This window comes from Rhodococcus sp. ARC_M12 (assembly GCF_022810385.1).
Lineage (GTDB): Bacteria > Actinomycetota > Actinomycetes > Mycobacteriales > Mycobacteriaceae > Rhodococcoides > Rhodococcoides navarretei.
Genome location: NZ_JALGQI010000008.1, coordinates 22,493 through 37,669 on the forward strand (window position 1 = coordinate 22,493; position 15,177 = coordinate 37,669).

The 15,177-nt window shown below is 63.3% G+C and carries 14 protein-coding genes; 13 read left to right on the forward strand and 1 reads right to left on the reverse strand.

Going from position 1 to position 15,177, the window contains the following annotated elements; translation table 11 throughout:
- Nucleotides 1-39: 39 nt before the first annotated feature.
- From MTX35_RS11710 to MTX35_RS11760, 11 genes are all read left to right on the forward strand, one after another.
- On the forward strand, nucleotides 40-1,461 hold the full coding sequence (locus MTX35_RS11710) for an O-antigen ligase (protein WP_243595128.1): 1,422 nt from the start codon (nucleotides 40-42) through the stop codon (nucleotides 1,459-1,461).
- Between the two features lie 142 nt (nucleotides 1,462-1,603).
- Nucleotides 1,604-3,094, forward strand: a complete 1,491-nt coding sequence (locus MTX35_RS11715) for a cellulase family glycosylhydrolase (RefSeq protein ID WP_243595129.1) — start codon at nucleotides 1,604-1,606, stop codon at nucleotides 3,092-3,094.
- A gap of 435 nt (nucleotides 3,095-3,529) precedes the next feature.
- A complete protein-coding gene (locus tag MTX35_RS11720; protein ID WP_243595130.1) occupies nucleotides 3,530-4,663 on the forward strand; it encodes a glycosyltransferase in 1,134 nt (377 codons plus the stop codon).
- Nucleotides 4,660-5,655 carry a GDP-mannose 4,6-dehydratase gene (locus MTX35_RS11725; protein ID WP_243595131.1) on the forward strand — a complete coding sequence of 332 codons (996 nt, stop codon included), beginning with the start codon at nucleotides 4,660-4,662 and terminating at the stop codon, nucleotides 5,653-5,655. The genes MTX35_RS11720 and MTX35_RS11725 overlap by 4 nt, the downstream gene beginning before the upstream one ends.
- The gene (locus MTX35_RS11730; RefSeq protein WP_243595132.1) at nucleotides 5,652-6,626 is read left to right on the forward strand and encodes a GDP-mannose 4,6-dehydratase; all 975 of its coding nucleotides are present in this window, start codon (nucleotides 5,652-5,654) and stop codon (nucleotides 6,624-6,626) included. The genes MTX35_RS11725 and MTX35_RS11730 overlap by 4 nt, the downstream gene beginning before the upstream one ends.
- The gene (locus MTX35_RS11735) at nucleotides 6,623-7,240 is read left to right on the forward strand and encodes a DapH/DapD/GlmU-related protein (protein ID WP_243595133.1); all 618 of its coding nucleotides are present in this window, start codon (nucleotides 6,623-6,625) and stop codon (nucleotides 7,238-7,240) included. Before MTX35_RS11730 ends, MTX35_RS11735 begins: the two co-directional genes overlap by 4 nt.
- A 69-nt stretch (nucleotides 7,241-7,309) precedes the next feature.
- Nucleotides 7,310-8,380, forward strand: coding sequence for a glycosyltransferase (locus MTX35_RS11740; RefSeq protein ID WP_243595134.1), 1,071 nt, complete (start codon nucleotides 7,310-7,312; stop codon nucleotides 8,378-8,380).
- Nucleotides 8,377-9,522, forward strand: coding sequence for a polysaccharide biosynthesis C-terminal domain-containing protein (locus MTX35_RS11745; RefSeq protein WP_243595135.1), 1,146 nt, complete (start codon nucleotides 8,377-8,379; stop codon nucleotides 9,520-9,522). Before MTX35_RS11740 ends, MTX35_RS11745 begins: the two co-directional genes overlap by 4 nt.
- Entirely contained in the window at nucleotides 9,519-10,634 is a 1,116-nt protein-coding gene (locus MTX35_RS11750; protein ID WP_243595136.1) for a glycosyltransferase, read from the forward strand. Before MTX35_RS11745 ends, MTX35_RS11750 begins: the two co-directional genes overlap by 4 nt.
- 5 nt (nucleotides 10,635-10,639) lie before the next feature.
- Complete coding sequence (locus tag MTX35_RS11755) at nucleotides 10,640-11,665, forward strand: hypothetical protein (RefSeq protein ID WP_243595137.1); 1,026 nt, start codon at nucleotides 10,640-10,642, stop codon at nucleotides 11,663-11,665.
- Nucleotides 11,666-12,076: 411 nt separating this feature from the next.
- Nucleotides 12,077-12,547 (forward strand): GyrI-like domain-containing protein, encoded by a 471-nt coding sequence (locus MTX35_RS11760; RefSeq protein WP_243595138.1) that lies wholly within the window; start codon nucleotides 12,077-12,079, stop codon nucleotides 12,545-12,547.
- Between the two features lie 103 nt (nucleotides 12,548-12,650).
- Here MTX35_RS11760 and MTX35_RS11765 read toward each other — a convergent pair whose 3' ends face one another.
- Nucleotides 12,651-13,127, reverse strand: a complete 477-nt coding sequence (locus MTX35_RS11765; RefSeq protein ID WP_243595139.1) for a DinB family protein — start codon at nucleotides 13,125-13,127, stop codon at nucleotides 12,651-12,653.
- Nucleotides 13,128-13,260: 133 nt separating this feature from the next.
- On the opposite strand from MTX35_RS11765, the gene MTX35_RS11770 reads away from it, so the two are divergent.
- Nucleotides 13,261-13,683: a hypothetical protein gene (locus MTX35_RS11770; RefSeq protein ID WP_243595140.1), complete on the forward strand. Its 423-nt coding sequence runs from the start codon at nucleotides 13,261-13,263 to the stop codon at nucleotides 13,681-13,683.
- A 114-nt stretch (nucleotides 13,684-13,797) separates the two neighbouring features.
- The gene (locus MTX35_RS11775) at nucleotides 13,798-14,988 is read left to right on the forward strand and encodes a transposase (protein ID WP_243595141.1); all 1,191 of its coding nucleotides are present in this window, start codon (nucleotides 13,798-13,800) and stop codon (nucleotides 14,986-14,988) included.
- Nucleotides 14,989-15,177 lie beyond the last annotated feature (189 nt).

The following is a 15,177-nucleotide window of genomic DNA, read 5'->3' on the forward strand; positions in this document are numbered from 1 at the left end:
ATGTTGCGAGTGGATGAAAGCGTGACAACATCAGAGCCTATGAGCATCGCGCAGCGGGTCGGATGGGTTGCCATCGTGGCAATCCCCGTTCTCGTTACATTCGCCGTGATCGTCGGCGGAACTCCAGCGAAACTGGCGGCATTCGCCCTCGTCGCGCTGACCGTGGGAGCGTACGTCGGCCTACGTCATCCGCTGTATTTGACTCGCGCTCTTGCATTTTCACTGGGCGCACTTCCGTTCGGCTACGCACCGGGCACACCGGCACCGCTGATCTTCACACTGACTGTCGCGACGATTCTGGCCACTGTGATTCACCGCACAGCGGTGAGCCGCATCACATGGCCGGAAACGACCGTCATCGCACTCATCGCCTTGTCTGCTCTGTCGGTCGTCGTCACCGCCACGGGGCCTAGCGATTTCTTCGAGTTCGGTAAATGGCTCATCTCGACACTCGTGGTGGTGTGCCTGTTGCGTATGCCCCGGGACGAAATGGCGATGTTCGGCAGGATCTACGTCTACGCCGCCTCCGGCGCAGCCGCATTCGCGTTGCTGATCTTCGTCGGCGATCCCGCGGGAAAGCTCATTCGCTACCTGTCGATCCTCGGGTACGGCTCCGAGGAGGAGAGCACTCGCTTCGTCTACAGCCCCACCGGAGCCACGTCGGTTCGCCTGGCCGGGACCTACATCGACCCCAACGCGGCCGGAATCGGCTTCGTCCTCGCACTCATGCTGTGCATCCTGTTGCTGCGTGGATACCTGCGTACCGCTCTCGCTACTCTGCTGTTCCTGTCGATCGTGCTCACCCTGTCGCGAGCGGCCCTGTTCTCGGTGGTGCTCGGGGTACTGCTGATGTTCGCCTTCCAACAACTGCGGGCCAGAGAACGTTTCGCCATCGTCGGCGCATTCCTGGCGGCCTTCGTCGGAGCCCTCGCAGTACCCAGCGTGCGCAGCCGAGTTTTCTCGTCCTTCGGCAACGAGGACGCAGGCTCGAGCGCACGCGGCGATGCGCTTGCCGAATTCCCCGGCCACATGCAAGGCCACTGGCTGTTCGGCCTCGGTTGGGGGCGGCCGGAATTCGTCGATCCCGCCACCGCATTCGAGGTCAATTTCGTCGCCAACTCGCCACTGTTGACCATCTACCGCGGCGGTATCTTCACCGGCCTGGCCTTCACGGCAATTCTCGTTGCCGGTGCCGTCGTGGGCTACCGGATGCTGCGCTCGGGACGCTGGGAGCTCGGCTTCTACGGCGGCACCTTCATCGGTTTCTCGGTGGTCGCGCTGCAACTCGACTTTCCCGTTGTCAGCACGCCGGCGACCACAACAGCGTTTTCCGTCATGCTCGCATTCGTCGTCTACGCGTGGGAAAAGACGACCCAAACCAATCAGAATGGCGACAACGTCGAGAATACGAAAACGAAAAGCTTGCTTTCACCCGAACGCACTCGACCAGCAGTTTCATAATTATCGGTCGGCTTCTTGGGATTTGTCCAAAAACGCGTCCGAAGTGCAATGATTCACCACACCGGCCCGTCGAATGTTGGTACGGACCCCCTGGTGGAAAGAATTGAAGATGGTTCCCTTTCGCGGTGGCTTTCGCGCAATAATGTCAGCGACAACCGTGTTGATCGTCGCGGCCGGGCTCACCTTCGGAGTCTCGTCCGTCCTCACTTCACCCGATCACCTCGTCGGCGCATCACGCGCCGAAGCAGCCCCCAACCCACCCGGCGTCGGCATTTCCGACGGCGGCGGACTGCTCTGGGCCTCGGACGCGGAGCTGGACACCACCGTGCAATTCCTGAACGCAATGGGCGTCACATCGATGCGCATCGCCATACCGTGGTCGACCGTCGAATACACCCAGAACCAGCTGGACTGGACGGCCGTCGATCGCGTCGTGAACAAGCTTCGAGCAGCGAACGTCTCGATGCTCGGCATCATCGCGTACACCCCGCCGTGGGCGACCTCTCCGGCCAATCAACCCATCAACACCCGCCCCGCGTCACCTGCGGCGTTCGGCGCCTTCGCCGGCAAGGTCGCCGCCCGCTACAAAGGGAAAGTTGCCGACTACGAGATCTGGAACGAGCCCAACGGATCGATGTTCTACGGGCCGCAACCCGACGCGGCCGGCTACACCGCCCTGCTGAAGGCCGCGTACCCCAAGATCAAGGCAGCCGACTCGGCCGCGACCGTCGTCGGCGGTGTCCTCGGTGCAGCAGAACAGGCTTGGGGCATCGTCAACCCCGTCGACTTCACCAATCAGATGTACGCGGCCGGTGCCGCCGGCTCTTTCGACGCCCTCTCCTACCATCCGTATCAATACTCACTGAAGTTCTCCGAAGGCCCCTACGTCGATCATTCACCGGCCCGTCAGGTCATGGACATGCGCGCGGCCATGGTCGCCAACGGTGATGGCAGCAAGAAGATCTGGGCCACCGAGTACGGCGTCCCCACCTCCGCAGTGTCGGGAGACCAGCAGAACGCGATGATCACCGACTTCATCCAGAAGTGGCGTGAGCTGCCGTACACCGGGCCGATCTTCCTGTACACGATGCGAGACAAGGCGACCGGCAGCAATGACCCGGAAGATACGTTCGGCCTGCTCGAGAGCAACTGGGGTGCCAAACCGGCTCTATGGGGCGTAATGGGCCTACTGCAGCAGGGCATCCCACGCACCGCCGAGTACAACCGATTCGCTGCTGCTCCGAACAACTCCGGGGCGGTACTGGGACCGGTGTTCCCCGTGCGCGATACGTGGGCGCAGTACCGCCAGGACGCGGTTCTCTACGAGATGCCGAACGGTTTCGTCGCCGTTCCTCGCGCTGTGGCCGAATCGATCCGGGCCACCGGCTTTCTCCCCACGACGCCCTTCAACGGCACCTACCAGGACTTCGACAGCCCCTTCGGCCTTCGTGTGTTCTCCACCGCCATCGGCGGTACCCGCAACATCGGTGGCGGCATCTACAGCGCCTGGGATCCCACCCTCGGGCCCGCAACGAGCGACGAGATGCCGCAGTACGGCGGCGGCGTACGGGTGACGTTCCAGTACGGCGCGATCACCTGGACACCGTATGTGGGAGCGACCGTCACCCGCTGAATTCATTCGATCAATTGATCGATAATTCACAAACCGCACGGCCCTTTTCATGGGGTCCGCCATGCCCATTTCTCGGCGCAATCATTGCGGCCGCGTTAACTCTGCGCAAAGGTGCGGTTTCAATTCAACGATCAAGTATTTTGCTTTGTGAACCACCTCACTTAGTGCTATCTATTTCTTCCCGAAGCGGATATTCATATAGCGCGAACGAATGACTCTTCGTGGCAGGATTACGTCCAGTGTTCGCACGTCTCGTCGGGGGACACCCTAATTTCGACGCTCTTGTTCTGCACCGTCGCAGAACCGGAGCGTCAACAGGCGTTTCGAGATTCCCCCTTGGCTCCACACGAGTACGGACCGACACGATGGGTAGCTCATGAAGACGGACAGCGTTGTGTCTCAATCGGGTTCACACACCTGCCTTCGGGCGGAGATATGATCGACGGCCTGCGCGTGGCCATCGCACACGACTACCTCACCCAGCGCGGTGGTGCCGAGAAGGTCGTGCTCGCCATGGCCCGCGCCTTCCCCGACGCACCCATCTACACGACGCTGTTCGAGCCGTCGGCGACGTTTCCCGAATTCGCTCGACTCGACGTGCGACCATCCTCGCTGAACCGCGTCGGATTCCTTCGCAAAAATCACCGAGCCGCACTTCCCCTGCTGCCGTTCGCATCCTCGTCCGTCAAGATCGACGCCGACGTGGTCCTGACGAGCACCAGTGGCTGGGCCCACGGCTTCCACACCACCGGTCGCAAGCTGGTCTACTGCTACTCGCCGGCGCGCTGGCTGTACGAATCGCAGATGTACCTGGGTGAATCTCGAAGCCCGGTCAAACGTGTTGCACTGAGGGCACTCTCGTCACCGCTACGCCGTTGGGACAAACGCGCTGCACTCTCGGCCGACCGCTACCTCGCCATCTCCACCGTGGTCCGCAAGCGCATCACCGACGCGTACGGCATTCCCTCGACGGTGGTGCCTGCACCGTTCACGGTCGAAGCCGACCCCGCTGAAGCCGTCCCCGAGGCCACCGCCTGGCTCGACGGCGGCGGCTACTACCTGTGCATCTCACGGCTGCTGCCGTACAAGAACGTCGACAAGGTGATGGCCGCGTTCGCCGACACCGACCGCAAACTGATCGTCGTCGGTCGAGGCCCCGAGGCCGAGCGACTACGAAAGCTCAAGTCCGACAACGTGCTCATGCTCAGCGATCTGACGTCGGGACAGATGACCTGGCTCTATCGGGGTTGTAACGGTTTGATTGCCGCAAGCTATGAAGATTACGGATTGACCCCCATCGAAGCGGGTTACCACGGCAAGCCCAGCGCAGTGCTCCGCTGGGGAGGCTTTCTCGATACCGTCGAGGAGGGCGTCTCCGGGGTGTACTTCGATCAGCCCCAACCGGATTCGATCCGGGACGCGGTCGCGCATCTCGAGAGAACAGCCTGGGAACCACTGAAGATCCAGGCACACATGGAGCAGTTCAGCGAAGAACGCTTCGCCGCCGAACTCGTCTCCGCAGTATCCGACATTCGTGCAGAACAATTCGAGAGGACGGCGTCGCGATGAGCAAGCGCGCGTTGATCACCGGCATCACCGGGCAGGACGGTCTCTATCTCGCAGAGCTGCTGCTGAGCAAGGGCTACAAAGTGTTCGGTCTGCTTCGCGGACAGAGCAACCCGAAGGCACCGATGCTGGAGCGAGTACTGCCCCAGGTCGAGATTCTTCACGGGGACCTCCTGGACCTGTCCGCGCTGATGCGCGCGTTCGCGGTGGCCGATCCCGACGAGGTCTACAACCTCGGAGCCGTCTCGTTCGTCGCGTACTCCTGGGAGAACGCCCGCCTCACCACCGACGTCACGGGTGGCGGCGTGCTGAACATGCTCGAGTCGACCCGGCTGTACGAGCAGGTCGCGGGCAAGCAAGTTCGCTTCTACCAGGCGTCCAGCTCGGAGATGTTCGGCAAGGTGCAGCAGGTGCCGCAGCGCGAGGAAACTCTGCTCTGGCCGCGATCGCCGTACGGCGTGGCCAAGGTCTACGGGCACTACATGACCATCAACTACCGCGAGTCCTACGGCATGCACGCCAGTTCCGGCATTCTCTTCAACCACGAGTCACCCCGTCGTGGGCCGGAATTCGTGACTCGAAAAGTGTCCCAGGCCGTCGCCCGCATCGCCCTCGGGTTGCAGAGCGAGATTTCGCTGGGCAATCTCGACGCCAAACGCGACTGGGGTTTCGCCGGCGATTACGTCGAAGCCATGTACCTGATGCTGCAGCAGGACGAGGCCGACGACTACGTGATCTCCACCGGCGAGACCCACTCGATTCGCGAACTCCTCGACCATGCGTTCGCCGCCGTCGACATCCACGACTGGGCGCCCTACGTGAAGATCGATCCGCGCTTCTTCCGGCCCGCCGAGGTCGATCTACTCGTCGGCGATTCATCGAAAGCGCATGCAGCTCTTGGCTGGAAGCCCAAGGTTGCCTTCCCCGAGCTGGTGGCCATGATGGTGCGCAACGACCTCGCCGAACAGGCCCCCGACACCGTCAAGATCGCGTGAACGCCAGGCTCCACCCGACCGCTCTGATCACCGGAGTGGCGGGTCAGGACGGCAGCTACCTCGCCGAACTTCTGCTCGGCCGGGGCTGGGCTGTGCACGGCGTCGCCAAGCCTGGCGGGACCAACCACTCGGTCAACCCACTCGTCGAACAGCACGATGTCGAGCTGAGCGACCACCGGGGCACCGCGGCACTGATCACCGAGACCGACCCCGACTACGTTTTCCACCTCGCCGGGATCTCCTCGGTATGGCGGTCGTGGAACGACCCGGTGCTCACCACCAGGGTCAACGGTGTCTCTGCAGCCGCATTGCTCGATGCCTGCTTCACCCACCAGGAAGCGTCGGGAAAGCGGATCGTGATGATCAACGCATCCAGTGCTGAGATCTTCGCCGGATCCGGTGTCTCGATGCAGAGCGAGGCGACCCGAATCGCACCCACATCGCCCTACGGTGCGTCGAAGGCGCTCAGTCATCACATGGTCGATGTCTATCGATCGCGGGGACTCGAAGCAACCAATGCCATTCTCTACAACCACGAGTCACCGCGTCGACCGGAATCGTTCGTCACCCGGAAGATCAGCAAGGCCGCAGTTGCCATCTCGCGAGGACAGCAGACCACCCTAGAACTCGGGAACCTCACTGCGGTGCGTGATTGGGGCTGGGCTCCGGACTACGTCGACGCGATGGCGGCAATGGCCGAATACGGCAAGGGTGACGACTTCGTGATCGCCACCGGGCAGGCCCACAGCGTTGCAGACTTCGTGTCCACCGCCTTCGAGGCCGTCGGCATAGACGACTGGCGCGCCTACGTGCGGAGCGATTCCGAGATGCTGCGACCGATCGATTCGGCAAGGATGGTGGGCGACGCCGCCAAAGCCCGTGACCTGTTGGGCTGGGCACCGACCAAGGACTTCGACGAGATCGTCAAGTCGATGGTCCAATTCGACATGACCGAGGAGATGGCAGCATGACAGCGGTTGAACGGCCTGTGAGCACCTCCGAGCCCGAGATCTACGACGTGTCGAACTACAAGATGCAGGACATCACGTTCAAGCGGAAGCTGCGCAATCGCATCGGCACGCTCGGCTTCAACATGATCGTCACCTACGTTCCGTCACACTGGATTCGGCAGAATTTCCTGCGTGCCTTCGGTGCGACGATCGGCAAGGACACCTCGATCTTCCGCGGCACCACCATCCTCGATCCCGAGGGCCTCACCATCGGTGATGCCTGCGCCATCGGGTTCCGGTGCATGCTCGACGCGCGCGGCGGCATCACCATCGGCAACAACGTCGTCATCGCCAGCGACACCCACATCATCGGTGGATACCACGATCACAACTCCCCGGAATTCACACCGATCCTCGAACCCTGCGTCATCGGCGACTACGTGTGGATCGCCAGTCGCAGCACCATTCTCAGCGGAGTTACCCTCGGACGCGGTGCCGTCGTCGGTGGTTGCTCGATGGTGCGCGCAGATGTCGGCGACCTCGAAGTGGTTGCCGGTGTGCCCGCGAAGGTGCGAGCGATGCGCGATCCCGAGGCACTCGCCTACCGCCCCAAGTATCGGCCGTTGTTCTACTGACCCCCATGTGCACGGAACTTCGTAGTCCACTACGAAGTTCCGTGCACGACGGAAGGGAGCCACCGGAAGGTGATCCTGCGTGACTGCCGACTCGTCTACGTCGCCCCTCGATCCGGGGTGGGCGGCGTGGGCGACTATGCCGACGACTTCGCCGAAGCCGTGCGGCCGCATTTCGGCGAGGTGATCGAGTATCGCCACGAGGGACCCGGATCGCATTCGGTGCACGATATTCTGCGCCACCGCAGGGCAATTCAGGAACTTGTCGACGCCGATCCCGGCCGCGTCATCGTGCACTGCGAACTCAGCGGCGGTTCGGTGATGCCGTTCTGGGCGACCGCCCGACTCACCGGCGACCCGGTGGTGACCGCTACGGTGCACGACCCGCCGGGCCTGGTCTGGTGGCCTGCGCGCACCAAGTTCCTCGCAGGCAAGAAGGTGCTCAATCACGGCCTGCACTACCCACTTCGGTCGGGATGGCGGGCACTCGAACGCCGGGTGGCCGGTAGCCGAACGTTCTTCGCACTGACCCGCTCCGGTGCCGATTCACTCGCGCGCGAATATCCCCGCGCCACCGCCAAGGCAAGTGCCCTCTTTGTTCCCGCACGCCCCGACATCGCGCCCGCCGAGGAGCGGCCGCTGGCGGTCGGGCTCTTCGGATTGGTCTATCGCGGCAAAGGTTTCGACCAGATTCAGCAGCTTCGAGACAGCCTCCCCCGCGAGATCGCGATCCGCATCGCCGGCCGAGGAACCGAACTGCTCGATCCCGTCGACGGCGTGGAGATCCTCGGTGAGGTGAACGGACCCGACGAGGATGCCTTCTTCGCCTCCATCCGCGCACTCGTCCTGCCCTACGGCAAACGCAGTGTGTACGGAGATGCGTTCCCCGCGTCCTCGGTCGTGACGCGAGCAATCGCCTATCAGACCCCGGTGGCCTGCCTGAAGGTCGGCGCTCTCGCCGAGTCCGACAGCGGTGCACTGGTGGTCGACGGCGGTGTCGAAAAACTCGCCGAGGCCACCGCAGACCTCATCACCGATCCGATTGCACTGAGCAAACTTCGGCGCGAGGTCGAAGCACTACGCATCTCCCACACCGCAGAGCTCGTCGTCGACGACTTCGTCTCCGTCTGGGCAGCGCGATGAACGGCAATCTGTTGAAAGCCGGGGTCGCTGCCCTGTGGACCTACGGCGGCCGCGGTATCGGCCTGTTGTGGACCATCGCGCTGATCGCCCAGCTGGGAATCTCCGACTACGGCCAGTACGCGATGGCCTTCGCCCTGGCCGCGATCGTGGCAGCGCCGCTGGATCATCCGTTCACCGTGCGCTCGATTCGCGTTGGCGAACGAGAATTTTTGGGTGAGCGCACTACTCGCGTGCTGACCGGCGTCGTTCTGATCGTCGGTGGCCTGTGCTTGGTGGAGGTGAACTACATCGCGTGGTTCGCCCTCGTGATCGGCGGCGGCGAGTTGGTCTTCAATGCCTACAAGAGCAGAGCGCTGCGCGACGGCCGTCCTGACCTGACCCAGCGCCTCGATACCACTCGGCAAGCTACCTCCATCGCGCTCGCGACGGCCTACCTGTTCGCAGTGCCCGATCCGTCACTGACGGTGGCCAGCCTGCTCTACGCCGCACCGTATTTCGTCATCGCGCTGCTCGCCGCACTGCAGATCCGAGTGGCCGCGCCCCGCCTGCCCGGATCGTGGCGCGAGATGTCGATGCTGTTCTCGGAGAACCTCGCCAACGCGGTCTACATTCAGGGAGACGTGCTGCTGCTCGGCTTCCTCACCGACTCCACCATCGCCGGCTACTACTCCGTCGCTGCCGTGACGGCCTGGGCGGTGGCCTTCATCGGTCAGGCGTTCGGCAACACTTTCCACGAAAAGCTCCGCGCAGCAGACGGACTCGTCAGCGCCGGACCGGCCCTGAAGCACACCGCGGTTCTCGGCTGCGCTGCCGGCTCACTGCTGCTGGTCGCCGGTCTCCTGCTCTTCGTCACCCCGGCCTCCCCGCAGATCGCGGGTGCACTCGTCGTGATGTCTCTGTTCGTGGTGATGCGAGTGATGAACCACGTGTTCACCACCGTGCTCTACCTCCAGCACCGCGACCGCACACGAGTGATGGCGGCAGCAACGCTGGCACCGCTGAAGATGGTTCTCGTCCTGTGCCTGTTCCCCTTCGGTGCCGTCGGCGCAGCGGTGGCGTCGGTGGTCACCGACGCCGTACTGCTCGTCTGGTTCATGCGCGCCCTGTACCGCGATCCGGTGAAAGAAGAAGTGACGCAATGAGACGAGCGACATTCCTGTTGTCGAAGGACCCCGTCACCGAGCACGGTGGCGACATCGCATTGTCTCGCTTGATGATGCAGCTGGCCCGCGAAGCGTTCGAGGTTCGCTCGATCTGCCTGTCGAAAGAACCAGGCGTGGCACCCGACGTGGTGCGCGTACCCAAGCCGAAGGTCGACCTGGGGTTGCTGATGAAGTCCGTACGGCCCACCCGCTCGGTGGTACACGGACGCTACGACGTCGACGCCTTCCGGGACGCGATCGATGCATCCACCTCCGATGTGTATGTGGCCGAACACAGTTACATGGCCGAGTCGTTCCTGCGCTCTACGAAGCTGGGGACTCCCTTCGCAATCAACACCGTCAACACCGAGTCGCAGGTGTGGAAGGTGACCCGCGGGTTGATCGGCCGCGTCGAGGCACCCCGCATCCTGCGTGACGAGATTCGCGTCGCCCGCGCGGCGGATGCCGTCGGGACCTACGATGCCGACGAGGCGCAGATGTACCGAGACAACGGTGTACGTGATGCCCGCTGGATCGACCTCACCCTCGAACCCGCGCCTCAGCTCGACCTGTCCGAAACCGTGAAGCGCCTGGTCTTCATGGGAACTCGCGATTGGCCGCCGAACCAGGAAGCCTTCAAGATCGCGCTGGAATACTGGCCGGCGATCTCCGCAGGTATCGACGGTGCCGAGCTGTGCATCATCGGTGCCAAGGCCCCCGGTGCCAAGGATCCCGCCTATCCTCCCGGAGTTCGCGATCTCGGCTTCGTCGACGACCTGCAGGAGTTCCTCGGCACCTGCCGAGCTCTGATCGCACCGGTCGCCACCGGCGGTGGTGTGCGCGTCAAGATCCTCGACGCCGCCAGCAAAGGACTACCCGTCGTCGGAACCTCCGCGGCCGTCGGATCACTCGATTCGATCTTCGAGCTACCCACGTTCGACGACACCGAGCAGTTCGTCGCCGAATGCCGTCGCTACCTGCTCGATCGCACCGCCGCCGTCAAAGCGGGTGAGCGCATCTACGAGCTGAACACTGCACGCTGGAACGATCGCGTGCCCCATTCCACTGTCGAAGCACTGATCAGCGCCCCGCTAACGAGCACCTTAGGATGATCGCCATGACCCTCCGCTCCCGTCTGCTCACCGTTGCCGCAGCTGCCGCGATCGCCGTCGGCCTGTCGACACCGGTCGCTCACGCGGCACCGGCCGACCTGGGCTTCACCGGTGGCGCACCGTTTCTGACGCTCGACGACGCCACGCTGAACAACGAACTCGGTGCCGGACGCGATATCGGTGCCTCGTGGGTACGGGTGGTGGTGAACTGGGCGGCCATCGAGACAGCGCCGGGAGTGTTCGACTGGGGTAACACCGATCGCGTGATCAATGCCGCTACGGCGCAGGGCTATTCGGTATTGGCCGTGCTGGGCGGAACGCCCGGATGGGCGCAGGGCGGCACGGCCTCGCCGCTGCCCGGCGCGGTTCCGTTGGATCCCAATGCCTTCGGTGCGTTCGCCGGCGCAGCCGCGGCACATCTGGGCGATCGCGTCGACCACTACGAGGTGTGGAACGAGCCCAACATCCCCACCTTCTTCGCACCCGTCGACGCCGCCCGCTACACGGGCATGCTGCGCGCCGCCTACCCCGCGATCCACAACGCCGACGCCGACGCCACCGTGCTGAGCGCCGGGTTGGCCACCACCGTGAATCTAGGAGCCTGGACCGTAGCGCCGGTGACCTTCCTGCAGCAGATGTACGCAGCAGGAGCTGGTGGATTCATGGATGCCGTTGCGCTGCACCCCTACACGTTCCCCTTCACCGTGGAGAACGACCCCAACGGCCAATGGGCACAAGTGGATCAGGCCTACGGAACGATGGCGGCCAACGGCGACGGTGGCAAGAAGATCTGGATCACCGAACTCGGCGCACCCACCGGAACCGGCCCGGGAGCTGTGCCCGAGGATCTGCAGGCTGCCATCATCGGCTCGAGCCTGGCGAAGGCGTCGTCGCTGCCGTACGTCGGGCCGGTGTTCGTGCACTCCCTACGTGACTCGGGAACCAACCTCGCCGACACCGAGCAAAACTACGGACTGCTGCGCTCGGACTTCAGCGCCAAGCCGGCATTCGATGTGGTGCGGGGTTCGTAGGCCCCGCAATTTTCGCTCCACTCGCGGGGAGGAGTCTCTGGATTGTGGCGTCGAGTGGACCGGCGCGCACCTCATTGTTCACGATCGCTCTGTGCACGCGGCATCCCGCGCTTTCTGGTCGATACTGGACACTCAGGTCCGGTAGCGGGGCCGAATCCTGAGTTCGCCAAGCGCGATCAACCGACATCTCGAATCCGTGCTCTTTTACGGAGTGAGCACAATTCGGCCCGAATAATTGCCCATCATCCATTCGCTGATGAGCCTCGGCTGCACGCTCGAGGTGCTGGGCCACCTCGCGAACCAGGTGTACCGACACCCTCTCCTGGGTCCTTCGACCTGTCAGAGGGAGCCGATCGGCCCTGCCGCGCCGTTTTGCCGCTTCCTAGCGTGGAGGGGAACCGAGGAGGTCCCATGAACTACGACGTCACCATCGACCACGAGAGCGGCCGGTTCCTGGCCGTGCACGCCTTCGAGGCCAAGCCTCAGGAGATGGCCGAGAAGCAGGGACAGGCGTTCGGGACAGTCGCCGCGCACCTCGCGGCCATCGGTGTCCCCATCGAGGGGTCGGCCGTGTCCTGCTACGAGATGCGCGACAACACCTTTCACGTGTCGTCGGGATTCGTCGTGGGCGGGCCGATCGCGCCCGGCGACGGGGTCGGGTCGCTCCAGCTGCCCGACATCGATGTCGCGAGCACCACGCACATCGGCCCCTACGAGCAGCTTGGCCTCGCCTACGCTGCCCTAAAGGAGGGCACCGAAGCGAAGGGCCGGCACGTCGACGAGTCCGCAATGATGTGGGAGGAGTACCTCACCGGTCCCGACTCCCCACCTGAGGAGATCACCACGGTAGTGCACTGGCCGCTGGAAACGGCCGCTGCCTGAAGGATCATTCGGACGGTGGCGGGTACTTCACCGTCCGGGTCCGGCTCGGCGAATACCGCCGGGCAGCGGCTTTTGGCTGTGCCGCAATCAAATCTATGAGCAGTCACGCCTGACGAAGGACGTCGCGTGTGAGCTCGAGCTGGCCGAGGTGCTGGGACAGCTCACGCACCAAGTGTGTCAACACCCATTCCGGGGTGGCGGTTGCCAGCTCTGGACGCGTGGAACCCATGACGGTCCGATCGCGAATGCCCTCGCGTAATGCCATATCCACCCACTCGGGCAGACGCGCACGAACGTCGTCGACCCGTGCGATCAGGTCATCGACCCGGCCGGTGGCAGTGAACTCCGTGGCGCGGTCCCGCGGGATTTTCAGGCCGGCGATCACCGAGCCTCCCCAGTGCTCGATCACGGCGACGCAATGGAACACGATGGCGTACGGACTGTTGGCGCCGGGCAGATCCGGTGTGGCGTTGGCCAGCTCGTCACCCAGGCCTTCGAGGATTTCCGTCATCGACGACAGACTTTCGCCGATGATCACGAGAGTGGCGTCGGCTACGCGTCTTTCGATGGCGTCCTGCATCACCGGACCGTACACCCGGCCTTCTCCTGTGCCCAGGGTCGATGGCGTCTCGATAGCTCGTTTGCCACCACCTCGCCTCGAATCGGAGAGAGGATGGGGCCATCGCCGGATTCCGAAACCAGTGGAGGTTGTCATGGCAAGACTTGTTCAGCGGTTGGCCGTGTGCGGTGCGGTGATGGTCGGCGCGGCGTTCGCATCGGCTGCGGTGGCCTCCGCGGAGGTGACGATTCCGTTTCAGTTCAACCCAGCGCCCTACGGAAACCCGAGAGGCAGTGTCGATTCACCCCCGAGCAATTGTGCTGTGGTGGTCGGCGAGCAACCCGGAATCGCCAAAGTCACCGACACCCCGAATGCGAACACCGGCTGCTACCTCATCTCCGAGGTGCGCTGGGTGAATCTCACTACCGGGGCCAGTGGTACCGCCCGATTGTCGGACGCCCTCTTCGGATCCCCGCACGAGGCAATTGTGTACAGCGGGCCAGGCCAAGTGGCACTCGTCGGACTACCGACTTCTGCGACCACGGTGCCGGGGTTCGCGACGTTCTACGTTCCGTAGATCTCTGTCGATCTCGTAGGCTCTGATGATGGAATCGCGCGTCGGCAGCTGGGACCATCGTGGCAGCGCAAATCCTCGGAGGGTCTGGATGTCCACTCCCGGCGAGCTGGTTTCGTGACGTACTCCGGGATTGTCGACACCGACCATCACCAGTTCGTCGTCGGGTCACAATCCGCAGAGACCTACGAACCTGCTGTGACCGGCAGCGTCATGGAAGTCGGACGGAATTTCGTCACTGTCATGACAGGTGCCGCATACGGCCCGGTCTCGGTAACAGTCGAACTACTCACCACCGCTCCCGGCGACCCTGGCGCTGAGGTCGAGTGGGAAGTCGTCGAAGAAGCCACGATCAAGGTGAGCAAACCGTTCCGGGTCATCACTCTCGATGGTGAGATTGCACAGGATTTTCCAGCGTTACCGATAACCAAGGGTCTCAACACATTTCGTGTCAGCGCGCGAGGACGCGATGCGAACCCGGACATGATCGTCACCGAGCCCACCGAGTTGTACCTCGTCCAGGTCTGGAAGGTCACCCAGCCTGCCGCTCTGCGACGACTCCACAAGACCGACTCGGTGTGGAACGACGACATCGTCGTCCACAAGGTCAGAAGCTGGTGGGACCCGGATCCTGTCGCAGACGCAACCCTGTACATCAAGTACGGCTACGAGCACATGGCCAACCAGGTGAAACAGGACGCGATCAATTGGGGTGGGCGACCTCCCACCGAGAAGCTGTACCGCGCCGCCACTTCCAAACAGTTCGCATTTCACGATCGAATGCTCGTCGACGCTCTGGCGCGCGCCCGCACACCGAAACTTCGCAAGATCGCGGCGTGGGCTGCGCGTCGGTCGTACACGTTGGCCGGTATCGCGGATATCGACTGGATTCGGGCCGGACTCGAGGCATTCGAGAACGAGACCCCGCTCCCGGCACCGTTCGACGACCGGCACACCACGAAAGTGTGGGACGCATTCAACGCCGACAAGCGAATTCAGCTGTGGGCCACATCGGACAGCGACGAACAGACCCCGACGCCGGCGTTGGTAGCGGTCAATTCTCTGACCGCCGCCAGCGGGGACGAGCCATTCGCCGACCCGTTTCACGCCCTGTACACCTTGCTCAAGGTGCAACACCAGGTCGACCACCCGGACCAGTTGCCGTTCTCAAGGCCGGACTACGACCACTTGGGGCTCATCTCCGATGTGCGTCGAGAGTTCTTTCCGAAATTGGCCCCGGCCGACCAGTACGAACGCTGGATCGGACACACGGTCGATGATGTGCTGCAAGCAGATACAGGGCGTTGATGGCGCTGTATCGACAACGAGGGCGACCAACGTCAGGAGCGACTCCTCGAGTGCGCTGTTGGTTTCGCCTCCATCCTCGTTGTGCACGCCTTCAGACCAGGACCTGACCGTCCGTAGTCGGTCATGATGTACCCGTGCCGACTACCGATCCGTTCCACGCACTCGTTCTGATGAACGCAGTGTTCGCCT